The organism is Clostridium sp. 1001283B150225_161107_B6, from assembly GCF_015556325.1.
GTDB lineage: Bacteria > Bacillota > Clostridia > Lachnospirales > Lachnospiraceae > Enterocloster.
In genome coordinates this window covers 687,699-701,723 of the sequence record NZ_JADNMD010000001.1, presented here as the reverse complement: position 1 = coordinate 701,723, position 14,025 = coordinate 687,699, and the positions used below count along the sequence as shown (strand labels likewise).

Sequence of the window (14,025 nt, the reverse complement as noted above, 5' to 3'; positions counted from 1 at the left end):
TCATGTAAATTCTTCTTGCATCTCCTGCCGGTCTGAGGTATACTGAGTATTAGATATCGTATATACGGATACGAGATGTATATGCGAATGATTGAGCAGGAGGTGTCCATGAAACTAAACAGAACCACGCTGCGCACCGTGGAGATACTGAAACTGGTGTCAAAAAAACCGGACGGCATTACCCTGGATGAGATATGCGCAAAGCTGGACATGCCTAAGACCAGCGCTTACGATATTGTGACCACCCTGGTACAGACCGGCATGATTCATGTGGCAAGGGAGCAGAAGCAGAGATATACCATCGGCCTGACAGCCTACCGGATTGGAATCAATTATACGAACAACCTGGATTTCATCAGCACCATTGACCCGGTGCTCAAGGCCTTTGCCAGGGAGGTGGGGAAAACCGTGTTCTTTGGAGTCCGTTCCGACGATTCCATTGTATATATCTGCAAGTTTGAACCGGAGAACCCCATCATTACCACGGCCACCGTGGGAACCAAGAATCCCATTTACTGCACATCCCTGGGCAAGGCCATAATGGCCTACACCGAGGAAGAGGACCGGGACGGTGTATTGTCCCGCATCAGCTTTAAGAAACACACGGACAGGACAATCTGCACCCGGGAAGCATTTGAGAAAGAGCTGGAGTTTGTGCGGGAAAAGGGATACGCCTTTGATGCCAGGGAACTGGAAGAACACATGGAATGTGTAGGAGCACCCGTATTTGGGCAGGATGGTAATGTAATGGGAGCCATCAGCGTCTCCAGTCTGTATAAACCCACAGAGGATTATGACGCCCTGGGACGCCTGGTAAGCGACAAGGGCGCCCAGCTGTCACGGCTGTTGGGATATATAAGGCATGTATAGGAAAATAAACTTATATTTTTACCAGTTTTGCTGTTGACAAATCATGAGACAGCGATTAGAATTTAAGTATACAAATCGTAATTATGAAACTGATTCGCATATGCGAATTTAAAGAGAAGGAGAATGAAGATGAAGAAAGAACAAGTTTTAGCAAGAATGAAAGAAGACTGTCTGGTTGCTGTTGTTCGCGCAAAGAACTATGAGCAGGGTGAGAAGGTAGTTGACGCCATCATTGCAGGCGGAATCAACTTCATCGAGCTTACCATGACCATGGATGACGGAGACCCGGTTGGCTTCATCAAACTGATGGCTGAGAAGTATAAAGGCAATGACAAGATTGTAATCGGCGCAGGTACCGTACTGGATCCTGAGACAGCAAGAGCCTGCATTCTGGCCGGCGCCAACTACATTGTAAGCCCGGGCCTTAACGTAGATACCATCCGTCTGTGCAACCGCTACAGAGTTCCCATGCTGCCAGGCGTCATGACCCCAACCGAGGCCATTACCGCTATGGAAGCCGGCTGTGACATCATCAAGATTTTCCCAGGCAACATTGTGGGACCGGCAGCTATCAGCTCCTTCAAGGGACCCCTTCCTCAGGGTGAGTTCATGCCGTCCGGCGGCGTTGACGTTGACAATGTTGACAAGTGGATTAAGGCCGGCGCTTACGCAGTCGGAACAGGAAGCAGCCTGACAAAGGGCGCCAAGACAGGTGACTTTGCAGCCGTTACAGCCAAGGCACAGGAGTTCGTTGCAGCAGTTGCAGCAGCAAGGGCATAGATTAAACCGTACCGTAAGCATCATTTCATATATCATGTAAGAAGAGATTAGAGATTAAAGGAGAATCATACAATGGCAAAGATTGTTACCATGGGCGAAATCATGTTAAGATTATCCACCCCAAACAATGAGAAGTTCATCCAGGCAGACGAGTTCGACATCAATTACGGCGGCGGCGAGGCAAACGTGGCAGTTTCTCTTGCAAACTACGGCCATGAGGCTGAATTCATCACCGCAGTGCCGGCTAACCCCATTGGAGAGTGCGCAGTGGCTGCACTGAGAAAGTATAATGTGGGTACAAAGCACATTGCCAGAAGCGGCGAGAGACTGGGCATCTACTTCCTGGAGACAGGCTCTGCCATGAGGGCTTCCAACGTTGTTTACGACCGTGCCCACAGCTCCATCTCCACAGCAACAGCTGACCAGTTTAACTTTGATGAAATTTTTGCAGATGCTGACTGGTTCCACTTTACCGGAATCACACCAGCTGTCAGCGATGCAGCCATCGAACTCACCGAGGCAGCATTAAAGGCAGCTAAGGCACACAATGTGACTGTGTCTGTTGACTTAAACTTCCGTAAGAAACTGTGGTCCTCTGAAAAGGCACAGAAGGTCATGACCAATCTGATGCAGTACGTGGATGTATGCATTGGCAACGAAGAAGATGCAGAGAAGGTTCTGGGCTTCAAGCCGGGCAACACCGATGTTACCTCCGGAGAGCTGGAGCTGGCCGGATATGTTGACATTTTCAACCAGATGGCTGACAAGTTCGGCTTTAAGTACATCATCAGCTCCCTGCGCGAGAGCCACAGCGCTTCCGACAACGGCTGGTCCGCATGCATCATGGATGGAAAGACACGTGAGTTCTATCACTCCAGAAAGTACCACATTACACCAATCGTTGACCGTGTAGGCGGCGGCGACTCCTTTGCAGCAGGTTTAATCTGCGGCCTGGTGGACGGCAAGGACATGAAGGCAGCCCTGGAGTATGCAGTAGCTGCATCCGCATTAAAGCACACCATTCCCGGAGACTTCAACCTGGTGACCAGGGCAGATGTTGAGAATCTGGCCGGCGGCGACGGTTCAGGCCGTGTTCAGAGATAGACCAGGATATTGACAATCAGACAATTAGAGACGGCTAATCCTTTTCAGAGGTATTAGCCGTTTCTTATATGGTTTCTTATATGGTTTCTTATATGAAAAGGAGATATGATATGGTAGAGACAAACGGCAGGAATTTCGACCTTCTTACACTGGGACAGGTGCTTCTCAGGCTTTCACCCCCGGATAACGAGCGTCTGTCCAGAGGCGACACCTTTGTCAAGCAGGTGGGCGGGGCAGAACTGAACGTGGCAGTGGGGGCTGCCCTTCTGGGACTTCACACAGGCGTTATATCCAAACTTCCGGCCCATGATATAGGCAGCTTTATGAAAGGCAAGATTCGTTCCTTCGGGGTCAGCGACGACTTCTTCATGTATGACCAGTCCCCCGCAGCCAGGGTTGGCATCTACTACTATGAGAACGGTGCTTATCCCAGAAAGCCAAAAGTGATTTATGACCGCAACCACAGCTCCTTTTTTTCGCTGGATATTGATGAGATACCGGAGGAGGTTTACACGGCTTCCAAATGTTTCCATACCACAGGCATCACCCTGGCTTTAAATGAAGAAATCCGCGAGACTACCATAGAGATGATTAAGCGGTTCAAGGCAGCGGGCACCCTGGTATCCTTTGACGTGAATTTCAGGGGAAATCTGTGGACCGGGGACCAGGCCAGGGAATGTATCCTGCGAATCCTTCCCTATGTGGACATTTTCTTCTGTTCCGAGGACACGGCCAGGCTTACCTTCTTAAAGACAGGAACAGCCCGGGAGATGATGAAGAGCTTTACCGAGGAATACCCCATCTCCATCGTGGCTTCCACCCAGAGAATCGTCCACAGTCCCAAGCGCCATACCTTTGGTTCCCTGATATACGATGCTGCCAAGGATGAATACTTTGAGGAGGAGCCATACCGGGATATCGAGGTGGTGGACCGGATTGGCAGCGGCGACGCCTATATATCCGGGGCCCTTTACGGACTGCTCAGCTCGGGCGGTGACTGCGCCAGGGCAGTAGCCTTCGGCAATGCCACGGCTGCTGTGAAAAATACCATTCCCGGCGACCTTCCGTCCTCCAACCTGGAAGAGATAGAAACCATTATCCGGGCCCACAACCAGGCTGGCCCCCAGAGTGAAATGGCTCGGTAAAGACCCGGCAAAGATTAAGAAGGATTTGTGTAAACATTTTGTAATATTCGTCATAAGGTTCATTCTAAATTCAGAATTATTAAGAAATCCTTTATTGGATATGGACGGTAAATGATATATACTTCTCATACAGACATAACAAGTGCCTTCCGGCGGACTGGCGTCTTCCGGCGGGCCGATGAAAAGGAGAAGATTATATTGAGAAAATATCATTTATATGCAGTAGGGATTTGTGCAGCCATAGCCCTGGGTGCAGCAGGCTGCTCGGCAAGCGTCAACGCCGAGACAACCACCGGCAGTTCCGTGGCAGCTGAAGAGACTAAGGAAGAAACCACTGTGAATGACACCACGGTAGTGGAATCAGTCACCGGAGCCATTGAGAGCATGGAGGAGAGCCAGCCTGAGATACCACAGTCCATCCGGATATACGGACCAGTGACAAAGCTGGAGGATGGCAGGCTTTCCATTGACAATCAGTCCGGCATGAGCACCAGCGGTGAAATCATTCTCAACGTGGCTGACGATATGACCTATATCCTGGATGCCATGACAGGATTCCCGGCAGCCCTGGAGGATATGAAGGACGGGGATACCATTTACGCCTACATAGGGCCGGCCATGACCATGAGCCTTCCGCCCATGACCAATGCCACTATGATTTTCACCAATCTCCCGGCAGATGCCAAGGCGCCTGATTATGTGGAGGTCAAGTCCATGGTTACGGACGCGTCCACGTCCAAATCCGTGCTGACAGCAGCGGACGGAACCGAGTACACCCTGGCGGACGACTGCAACATTTTCCCCTATCTTACCAGGAACATCGTGACCCTGGATGACCTGACCCAGGGAAGGAAATGCGTGGTCTGGTCAGATGATGAGAACACAGCTTCCAAGATTATGTTATTTGCAGAATAATTAAAATCCCGCCGGAACAGCGGCAGGACAGGAAAAGGGCTGACGCCCGGCATATGAATCAAGCCGGGCATCAGCCCTTTTATTGTGTCACAGTAAAAATAAACCACCTGCTCTGCAGGTGGAGGGAATATCTTCAGATTAAAGCAACTCCTGTGCTAAACTAGATGTAGGTCTGCAAACCACAAATAAAAAAGCACAGGAGGTCCAAAATGGACAATAATAGTTTAGCGCATACAAAAGTACAGTTTACAAGGGACTACACAGGGTAGGTATCTGACGGGAGGGGTTCCGCCCGTCAGATTTTCCATGTGATATTCAAACTATCGCTTGTGGCGGCTATGGTGGTAATCATCAAATCCACCACACGCCGCTTGTCGTCAAAGGATACATCCTCCCAAGTGTCGAGGTAGCCGGAAATCTGGCTGACCTGTTCCGGGCTGATGGCTTCCACTGTCAACTCCGCTATCCTCGCCAGAAGTTCCTGCTTGCGCCCGTCCAGTTCCGCTATCTTCACATTCACATAGGAGAGCAGCACATTGTTTGCGCCCGTCAGACTGTCCACCAGCTTTTCAATCTCGCTGTCCACATGGAGAAGTTCCACTTGCAGGGCGGCGATTTTCGGGTTTGCCTTTGCCGCTTTCTTCCTGCCCGTCAGCGTCTTGTGCTTTTCCAGCTTTTTCACCATCTGCTGGTAAACCACCGCTTCCAGCTCCGAAGTGATGATTTTCCCACACCCGGCACAGCTTTTATTGTCCAGCCGCTTTGTGCAGCGGAGATATTGCTTTCCCACAGGATTGTTAATGCTCATAAGGGCATATCCGCAGTTTCCGCACTTGATTTTTCCCGCCAGCCATGTATGGGTTGCTTTCCGGGCAGACTGGATTTTCATGTTGTTCATCAGCTTCTTGCGGCAGGTCAGCCAGATGTCGGAGGGGACAATGCCCTCATGGGGAGCCAACACCAGCATTTGGTCTTTCAAGTCGTTCTTTTTGCTGGGCTTCACATCCCGCCCTTGATACAGATAGCAGCCATTCATGCCGGTAAAATCGGCAGCGTCATTGACAATGATTGTCCCTTGACTTTTGAAAAATTCGTACACATCAAGGTCTGCCCGCACATAGACAGGATTGCGTAACATCTGCGCCAGCGTGGGGCGTATTAGTTCCTTGCCGTTGAATAAAATTCCCTGTTCGGCAAAGTACCGGGTAATGTCCCCGTAGGAGGTTGTGGGCTGGGCGTACATCTCGAACATCAGCCGGATATTTGCCGCTTCGTCTGGGTTTACCACCAGCTTCTTTGTGTTGATACCGTCCATCTTGATTGGCTCTGTATGGAAGCCATAAGGGGCTTTTCCACCCATCTTAAACCCTCGCTGGCTGCGGGAATAATAAGCGTCCGTCACCCGCTTCTGTATCGTTTCCCGTTCAAGCTGGGCGAACACGATACAGATATTCAGCATAGCCCGCCCCATCGGAGTAGAGGTATCAAACTTTTCCGTAGAGGACACAAACTCCACATTGTATTGCTGGAACAACTCCATCATGTTGGCAAAGTCCAGAATGGAACGGCTGATACGGTCGAGCTTGTAAACCACGACCTTTGCTATCAAGCCCCGCTTAATGTCCCGCACCAGTTCTTGAAACTTTGGACGGTCTGTGTTCTTGCCGCTGTACCCTTTGTCTGTGTATTCCTTACAGTTCCCGCCTTTCAATTCGTATTTGCAAAACTCAATCTGGCTTTCAATGGAAATGCTGTCCTTTTTGTCTACCGATTGCCTTGCATAGATTGCGTCTATTCTGTTATTCATTTTGTCGCTCCTTTTCTTAAAAAAGAAACGGAGCTGCTGACAGTTCTATTATACCGCCAGCAGCCCCGTAAATCAACGATGGCTTCGGAAAACCTTACGCCCCGGCTTCCTCTTTCTGCCGCTTATCGGCATATTTGCGGAACACCTCATAAAGCTGCTGCTCCAGTTCCCGGCGTTTGGCCACTTCCTGTTCCGGCGTGAACACCGGGGAGAGGTTTTCCAGCGTGATTTCTTTTCCCTGAAAAGTCACGACCTCTGTTTCTTTTTTGTATCTGATATGCTCCATAGAACCTCCTGTATTCAATTTTCAAGGTACAATGCCGCACAGGGACGGCGTAAAAATCTGCTTATAAAATCACCTTTCCTTTGTGTGCCGCTGTTGCCGCTTCAACTCCGCCAGCACTTCCGGCGGGATACGGTCAACCAGCCGCTGTAAATTGTCCAGTTCGCTTTTCAGCTTTGCCCGTTCCATCGTATCTTTCATCTTGCCTTTTTCACTGGCTTTTGCCCTTGCTTCCAGCTTTTCATTTTCCGCTAACAGGTCATTGATTGTGACCTTGTATTTTTTCAGTTGCCCGGAGAAATTCTCCATCTGCGGGAACCACTTTTTCAGCATGGAGAGGGCTTCCTCTTTTTTCTTTCCGGCGTTGAACGGGGTAATATCGCCCAGCGTGGCTTCAATGGCTCTTGCCTGTTTGGAGAGATTGACCGCCTGCTTGAACAGACGGGTGGGGATATGCTTCCTGCCTGTCTTGCTGGCGCTTTCCCCACGCTCCAAGTCGGGATATTTCTCCACCATATAAGCGTGAAAATCGTCCTGCCATTTTGTGAGGTTGGCTCTGTTCCCGATAATCTCCTTTGCACACAAGCGGTTGTCCTCTGTCAGAGGGACAAAGACCAAATGCAGGTGGGGTGTTTTCTCGTCCATGTGTACCACGGCCGACACGATATTTTCCCTGCCTACCCGCCCGATGAGGAAGTCTGCCGCCCTCTGGAAAAACGCTTGTATCTCCTTTGGCGACTTCTTCTTGAAAAACTCTGGGCTGGCGGTAATGAGCGTATCCACAAACCGGGTGCTGTCTTTCCTTGTACGGCAACCGGCCTGTTCGATACGGTTTTGAATAAAATGATAGTACCTGCCCTCCGGCTTGACGATATGGAAGTTGTATTTGCTCCGGCTGGTGTCAATGTCGGGGTTGCTGGCGTATTGCTCTTTCTGCCGTTCGTGATGGGCTTCCAGCGGCCTTGCCGGGTTGCCCTTGTGTTTCTCAAACCGCAAAATTGCGTGTTGTGCCATTCTGCTCCTTTCCTCGTTCCATTCTTTTCCAGCGGGTTTCCACAGGGAAAATCCCGCCGAAACTATCTCTGATAGGATAGGAATGGATAGAATATAAATCAATCTTTTTATCTTTATATTTCTATATACCGTCCGGTTTCCGTACTTCCGGGGAGTGATTTCCATACTTCATGGGTATGGTTTTCAGTCCTCCGGCGTTCCATAACCGGATTTCTTGAAGTCGGTGTTTGGAACCGCTTCATAGGATTTTGGGTAAATGCGGTTGGGTTTTCCACAGCCCTGCTTCTGGATCTCCACCAGCCCCGCATACTGCAATTCCCGTAGGGTATTGACGGCTTTCTGCCGCCCACAGTGGAGCAGGGCGACTACCTCGCAGATTGGATAGTACAGGTAAATGCGCCCGTACTCGTCCGCCCAGCCGTTCTTACGGGACAACTCCGTCCGGCGCAGGATAAAGGCGTACAGTATCTTCGCTTCATTGGACAGGGGTGTGAATGTGGGGGCTTCAAAAAGGAAATTGGGCAGCCGGGTAAAGCTGACCGATTTTTCCGGCTGATGGATATAAATGGTGTTTGTCATATCGTGTTTGTGGACGGTTAGAAGCCTGTTTCCGGGGGCAGACGGTAGTTTCTATTGCCTGCCCCTGTTCTGTGCTTGCAAAGCCTTGAAAATCAAGGACTTTTCAGCCCCTAACTGTCCACACAAGACCTCCTTTTCCGTTCACTTTCTGTTTTCTGCCGCCTGTGAACTCTGGCGGCACAGCCGGGGCAGTATTTTGCCCGGTTGGATTTAGGGACGAACACACCGCCGCAGACCGCACAGCGTTTCAAGTCCTTATCCCGGAAAATCTCCGCTTCCAGCGTCCCGTCCAGCGGCAAGACCGCCCAGCGGAACCACTTACAGCAGACCGAGAAAGAAACCGTCTGCGGACAGGTGCAGGTGTCCCCATCGTCAAGGGGCATACAGTTCCCGTCCTCATAACAGCAGCACTCCCGGCGGATCAGGGCGTTTGCCTGTTTCCGCTGCGCTGGGGTCATGCGGTAAAGGGAACCGTCTTGCTTGCGCTCTATGGGCGGCAGTCGTTTATATGGGTTCTCTCTCATGTGTTTCCTCCATTTTGCTTTCCGTTGCCGCTCTCTCCGAAAAGGCTTCCTGCCCCATTCCTGCGGCGTGTTCCGGCGTTGGCACGCTCCCCACAGCTTCGGGACAAGTTGTCCCGAAGTGACCTCTGGACAAAGTGTCCAGAAATTGGCTTCTTGCGGTGCTTCCCCTGCCGGGGTATTCCTTTTCGGACGGTCATTCATTTTTCAAGGTGCAGCTCATCGATGAACTACCCTAAGTCTACACCTAAATGATCGCCCGTCCCGTATATCCGAAAGGTAGGAAATCCGCCCAAAAAACTGCCTATTTCCACGCTCTCGGAATTGTGATATAATAAAAAAACAGAACGACAAAGCGGAAGTGATAAGGAGGAGATAAAATGTATATTAAAAAATATTGGTATAACTATATCGGTGGCACAGACGATAGCCTGACCTTGGTGGACTACCTCTATGACAAAGGCAAAACTGAAATACCTCTGAGTGAGATATTCAATGATACTGGCCTTAGCAAACTAAACTGGAATTTCCATATCTCACCCAATTTAGAATACATTGATTCGGAGGGCCAATGTCACGAATTTTATTATGCTATTGATTTGGCAACTGATTTGGCAGCACTTATTCTTGAGAGTAAGAAAAGTGGTGGGTTCAATATAAAAAATCTGTTTGATGGGGAAAAACGAGATAGGTTTGTAAAAATCATAACTACGCCAGAGGAGGATCAAGCAATGAATCGGGCTTTAGCAGAGTTCTGTGCTTCTCCGCTCGAATATGATCTTCATGAAATGGTAGATGATGAAGATATGCTGGAAATGGCGAAAGACTGCGAAAATATCCGTAAGGAATTGTGCGAATAACTTCCAAATTATCAAGCAGACAAGGAGGGAGTGCATGGAACTATCCATACAAGAACGATTGAAAGACCTGCGTGTGGAACGAGGGCTGACGCTGGAACAGCTTGCGGAGGAAACTCACCTTTCCAAATCTGCTTTAGGCAGTTATGAGGGAGACAATCTCAAAGACATCAGCCACCATGCCCTTATCCAGCTGGCGAAGTTTTACGACGTGACCGTTGATTACCTGCTGGGACGCTCTAAAACAAAAAATCACCCAAACGCCGATCTTGCAGACCTGCGCTTGAGTGATGATATGATTGAACTATTGAAAAGTGGGCGGGTGGATACTTCCCTCTTGTGTGAGCTGGCGGTACACCCGGATTTCCCCCGGCTGATGGCTGACCTTGAAATCTATGTGAACGGAACGGCAGTCAAGCAGGTACAGAGCGCAAATGCCATTGTGGATATTATGAGCGCAACCATTATGAAGCAGCACAATCCCGGCTTGTCCGACCCGCAGTTAAGGCAGCTTGTCGCCGCCCATATTGACGATGACAGCTTTTGCCGCTATGTGATACAGCAAGACATAAACAAGATAGCCCTTGACCTGCGGGAAGCCCATAAGGACGATTTTTTCAGCGTTCCGGAGGACAATCCGCTGGAAGATTTCTTGCAGACCGCCGAGGAAACTGCCAGTCCAGACAGCGACCCGGAGCAAGCGGCTTTGGCGTTTATCTGTAAGCGGCTCAAGCTGAATTTGAAAAAGCTGTCCGAGGAAGAAAAGAAGTGGCTGAAAAAGATTGCACAGAAGTCGGACTTGCTGAAAAATCCAAACCCGCAGCGGGGGAGAAAATAGAGAACGAGAAATTGGAGGGAGTAAAGGTGCAGGAGGCAATTATAAAATTGAAACTTCTCGGTCAAATGCCAGACGCAGTGAAAGATGACCCTACAGAAGAAACCATCAACATGTATGACGAATTGCTCTCCAATGTAAAAACGCCATTGACAAGAGAAGAAGTAGGCGTATTGATTGACATTTTCCCCGAAGGTGGAATGTATGGAGTAGAGTGGGATTTGCTAAAATTGGTAGAGTCTTATTTGATAGAAGCGCCATCAAGTGAAGAGTATCGAAAATTGATTACTGCTTGTCCAAGTGAAGAATGGCGAGAAACTATGCAAGCCCGTTTAGATAATTGGGAAAACAACAAACAATAACTTGTTGGGGAGATAGCAAAGCCAGCCGAGCCAGTCAACGGTCAAGATGAACGGCGCATTTCATGCGCCGCCGTTGACAGCCCCGCCCGTCTTTGCTAATGGGCAATCAAGGCGGGAAAGCCCTAAAATGGCTTCCCGCCCATTTCAATTTTGAGAGAAAAATCCGTCTGCTTTTTCGTAAGTGTGGCTATCCGTCTGGGACACTTTGTCCCATAGTTCGGCGTAGGACGAGGGACGGGGGCATTCATATACGCCCTGTCTGCTGATGAAACCAGTCCTGCGCTTGCGGCTCCACGCCACGCAATCACAGCCCTGTTTTCCTGCCGTAAAAATGCCCTTGCCCTCCCCGGCGGCAACCGCATTTTCGCAGCAACGCCGACAGAGCGTATAACACACTACACTTTGCGAGCAAAGTCGTGTGCCAAGGGGCAAACCCCTTTGGAAACCCCTGACAACAAAACAGGCTGAATATCTCGCACTTTCCCGGTGCTTGATATTCAGCCTTTATTTGTTGTCAGCAGCCCCCGTTTCGTGGTCTGCGTGTAGTTCCTTGTAAACTGACCTAAATGGGATTGCAAGTATCATCTGGTTTTTGCACCAAAATATCGTAGACAGGTAATCTATAAAGATATCAAGGCAGATGTAGGACAAATCCTTGGGACATTATGTCGAAGAAAAGGGATTGAGATAATCGAGGCACAATGTATGCCAGATCATATTCATATGCTGGTAAGCATTCCACCCAAATATTCAGTATCAGAGGTGGTGGGTTATCTCAAGGGAAAAAGTTCGCTCATGATATTCGAGAAGCATGCGAATCTAAAGTATAAGTACGGAAACCGTCATTTTTGGTGCCGTGGATATTATGTGGACACAGTAGGAAAGAATACGGCGGCAATAAAGGCATACATCCAAAATCAGATAAAAGAGGACTTGGAATATGACCAGATGTCGTTAGTAGAGTACATAGACCCGTTTACGGGCGAGCCGGTGAAGAAAAACAAGAAGTAGGACTCTTAAGAGTCAGTAGGAAGTCAAAGCAAACCAGTAAGCCCCTATTGGGGCAAAGCCGGAGTAAGGAAGCACTGAACATGCCCTTTTAAGGGCAGCTAAGAATGTGGTGCAGCAGGCAGACTTTTCAGTGCGCCTTCCGGGCGCAAGCAGGTAACAGCCCCTTATAGGGGCAGAGCAAGCCACCGGCTAAGCCGGTGGTCTTGACTCCGGTCTAATTTCCGCATTCAATGCTGATTTCATTGAACTTTTCCAGAATGTCGTCAATACAGAGCGCCTGTTTTTCCTTATCTTCTTTGTCTACCACGGCGCGGCCCTGATGCATCATCAGGAGGCGGTCCCCATACTCCACGGCGTAGCGCAGGTTATGGGTGACCATGATGGTGGTCAGCTTCTTCTCCTTTACAATCTTTCCGGTCAGTTCCATGATAGTCTCAGCCGTCTTGGGGTCCAGGGCAGCAGTGTGCTCGTCTAAAATCAGAAACTCAATGGGAGTCATGGTGGACATGAGAAGAGCCATGGCCTGGCGCTGCCCGCCGGAGAGGACGCCCACCTTCACATCCATTTTATCCTCCAGGCCCAGCCCAAGGGAGCGGAGGGATTCGCGGTAATATTCCAGCCTTTGCCGGTTGGTTCCCGGTCTCAGGTTGAAGGCCTTTCCCTTGTTGTCAGCCAGGGACATGTTCTCCAGTATGGTCATGGTAGGACAGGTGCCCATGGCCGGATTCTGATAAACGCGTCCTATACGGCGCTGACGCTTGTATTCAGGAATCCGGGTGATATCCTTTCCTCCGATTATGATTCGTCCCTCGTCCAGGGGGATGCTGCCGCAGATAATGTTTAAAAGGGATGTCTTGCCGGAGCCGTTGCTTCCCACCACGGACACGAACTGATGGTCCTTTATGGTCAGGCTGAAATCCTCAAACAGGCACATTTCATTGACTGTACCGGCATTGTAATATTTATTGATATGCTTCAGCTCAAGCATGGCTCTTCACCTTCTTTCCCCTGGAGGAGCTTGCCACCAGGATGATAAGGAACAGGACGGATGTAATCAGCTTTAAGTCCGATGCTGTCACCGGGAAGGACACTGTGATGCTTCCAAAGGTAAGCCTTAAATCGCCCAGGAGCAGGGCCAGGGATACACAGGCCTTGTAGATAATGGAACCAATGATAACGGCCGTGGTGGACTTCACAAAGCCGAAGCGTTTGAACAGCTGAGTGCCTATGATGACATTGGCCAGGCCGATGACAATGGTGCCGGTGCCGGTGGAAATTTCAAAAAATCCCTTCTGCTGGCAGTACACGCTGCCTGCCAGGGCGGCAAAACCATTGGCAATGGCCAGGCCGATGATTTTCACCATGCCCTTGTCCTTGGCCAGGGAGGTGACCAGCAGGTCATTGTCGCCCACGGCCCGGAGAAGATAGCCGGACCGGGTTTTCAGGTAAGCGTCCAGGAGCAGCTTGCAGATGAGGACAATTACCAGAAGGATGATGGTCACGGTGCAGGGTTTAAGGGCCTGGGGAATAATGCGCTCCAGCCAGGGATTGCTGAAAATGGTGTCCTTGCTGAAAATAGGCAGGTTGGATTTGCCCGCCACCCTTAGGTTAATGGAGTAGAGGGCGGTCATGACAATGATTCCCGACAGCAGGTCGCGGACCTTCAGCTTGACATGGATGAGTCCGGTGACGCAGCCGGCCAGGGCTCCCAAAAGAAAGGAGAGGGGAAGGGCTGCAGCCGGGTGGATAAAACCACCTGCTATGCCGGTAGCGGTAAAGGCGGCTCCCAGAGGGAAGGTCCCGTCCACGGACAGGTCCGGAAAATCCAGAATCCGGTAGGTGATGTATACGCCCAGGGCCATGATGGCGTACACCAGGCCTTCTTCAAAGATACCTAAAATAATCGTTGTCATGATATTCCTCCAGATAATGGTGATAGGGC

At 50.1% G+C, this 14,025-nt stretch carries 15 protein-coding genes and 1 pseudogene; 9 read left to right on the top strand and 7 right to left on the bottom strand.

Features of this window, described 5'->3' with window-relative positions:
- The first annotated feature begins 108 nt into the window (after positions 1 to 108).
- From I2H39_RS03195 to I2H39_RS03175, 5 genes are all read left to right on the top strand, one after another.
- On the top strand, positions 109 to 870 hold the full coding sequence (locus I2H39_RS03195; protein WP_138306084.1) for an IclR family transcriptional regulator: 762 nt from the start codon (positions 109 to 111) through the stop codon (positions 868 to 870).
- Between the two features lie 129 nt (positions 871 to 999).
- The gene (locus I2H39_RS03190; RefSeq protein ID WP_002593416.1) at positions 1,000 to 1,650 is read left to right on the top strand and encodes a bifunctional 2-keto-4-hydroxyglutarate aldolase/2-keto-3-deoxy-6-phosphogluconate aldolase; all 651 of its coding nucleotides are present in this window, start codon (positions 1,000 to 1,002) and stop codon (positions 1,648 to 1,650) included.
- 72 nt (positions 1,651 to 1,722) lie between these two features.
- Positions 1,723 to 2,754, top strand: coding sequence for a sugar kinase (locus I2H39_RS03185; RefSeq protein ID WP_002564686.1), 1,032 nt, complete (start codon positions 1,723 to 1,725; stop codon positions 2,752 to 2,754).
- A 110-nt stretch (positions 2,755 to 2,864) separates the two neighbouring features.
- Positions 2,865 to 3,899 (top strand): sugar kinase, encoded by a 1,035-nt coding sequence (locus I2H39_RS03180; protein ID WP_138306085.1) that lies wholly within the window; start codon positions 2,865 to 2,867, stop codon positions 3,897 to 3,899.
- Positions 3,900 to 4,097: 198 nt separating this feature from the next.
- A complete protein-coding gene (locus tag I2H39_RS03175) occupies positions 4,098 to 4,814 on the top strand; it encodes a hypothetical protein (RefSeq protein ID WP_330640953.1) in 717 nt (238 codons plus the stop codon).
- 295 nt (positions 4,815 to 5,109) lie between these two features.
- On the opposite strand, the gene I2H39_RS03170 is transcribed toward I2H39_RS03175, so the two are convergent.
- The 5 genes from I2H39_RS03170 to I2H39_RS03150 form a co-directional block, all read right to left on the bottom strand.
- Positions 5,110 to 6,621 (bottom strand): recombinase family protein, encoded by a 1,512-nt coding sequence (locus I2H39_RS03170; RefSeq protein WP_020225666.1) that lies wholly within the window; start codon positions 6,619 to 6,621, stop codon positions 5,110 to 5,112.
- A 94-nt stretch (positions 6,622 to 6,715) separates the two neighbouring features.
- On the bottom strand, positions 6,716 to 6,907 hold the full coding sequence (locus I2H39_RS03165) for a hypothetical protein (protein WP_020225665.1): 192 nt from the start codon (positions 6,905 to 6,907) through the stop codon (positions 6,716 to 6,718).
- A gap of 69 nt (positions 6,908 to 6,976) precedes the next feature.
- On the bottom strand, positions 6,977 to 7,918 hold the full coding sequence (gene mobV, locus I2H39_RS03160; RefSeq protein ID WP_040452192.1) for a MobV family relaxase: 942 nt from the start codon (positions 7,916 to 7,918) through the stop codon (positions 6,977 to 6,979).
- Between the two features lie 183 nt (positions 7,919 to 8,101).
- Positions 8,102 to 8,497 carry a replication initiator protein A gene (locus I2H39_RS03155; protein WP_020225663.1) on the bottom strand — a complete coding sequence of 132 codons (396 nt, stop codon included), beginning with the start codon at positions 8,495 to 8,497 and terminating at the stop codon, positions 8,102 to 8,104.
- Between the two features lie 110 nt (positions 8,498 to 8,607).
- Complete coding sequence (locus I2H39_RS03150; RefSeq protein WP_020225662.1) at positions 8,608 to 9,021, bottom strand: cysteine-rich VLP domain-containing protein; 414 nt, start codon at positions 9,019 to 9,021, stop codon at positions 8,608 to 8,610.
- Between the two features lie 377 nt (positions 9,022 to 9,398).
- Between I2H39_RS03150 and I2H39_RS03145 the strand changes: the two genes are divergently transcribed.
- The 4 genes and pseudogenes from I2H39_RS03145 to tnpA all read left to right on the top strand — a co-directional run.
- Positions 9,399 to 9,878, top strand: a complete 480-nt coding sequence (locus tag I2H39_RS03145; protein ID WP_020225661.1) for an imm68 putative immunity domain-containing protein — start codon at positions 9,399 to 9,401, stop codon at positions 9,876 to 9,878.
- Between the two features lie 34 nt (positions 9,879 to 9,912).
- Positions 9,913 to 10,713 (top strand): helix-turn-helix transcriptional regulator, encoded by an 801-nt coding sequence (locus I2H39_RS03140; RefSeq protein WP_020225660.1) that lies wholly within the window; start codon positions 9,913 to 9,915, stop codon positions 10,711 to 10,713.
- A complete protein-coding gene (locus I2H39_RS03135; protein ID WP_226870598.1) occupies positions 10,644 to 11,072 on the top strand; it encodes a hypothetical protein in 429 nt (142 codons plus the stop codon). Before I2H39_RS03140 ends, I2H39_RS03135 begins: the two co-directional genes overlap by 70 nt.
- A gap of 564 nt (positions 11,073 to 11,636) precedes the next feature.
- Positions 11,637 to 12,083: pseudogene (gene tnpA / locus I2H39_RS03130) on the top strand (IS200/IS605 family transposase); the annotation flags it as partial.
- A 214-nt stretch (positions 12,084 to 12,297) separates the two neighbouring features.
- On the opposite strand, the gene I2H39_RS03125 reads toward tnpA, so the two are convergent.
- On the bottom strand, positions 12,298 to 13,071 hold the full coding sequence (locus I2H39_RS03125; RefSeq protein WP_195625782.1) for an ATP-binding cassette domain-containing protein: 774 nt from the start codon (positions 13,069 to 13,071) through the stop codon (positions 12,298 to 12,300).
- A complete protein-coding gene (locus I2H39_RS03120) occupies positions 13,064 to 13,996 on the bottom strand; it encodes an ABC transporter permease (protein WP_138306087.1) in 933 nt (310 codons plus the stop codon). Before I2H39_RS03120 ends, I2H39_RS03125 begins: the two co-directional genes overlap by 8 nt.
- Between the last annotated feature and the right edge of the window lie 29 nt (positions 13,997 to 14,025).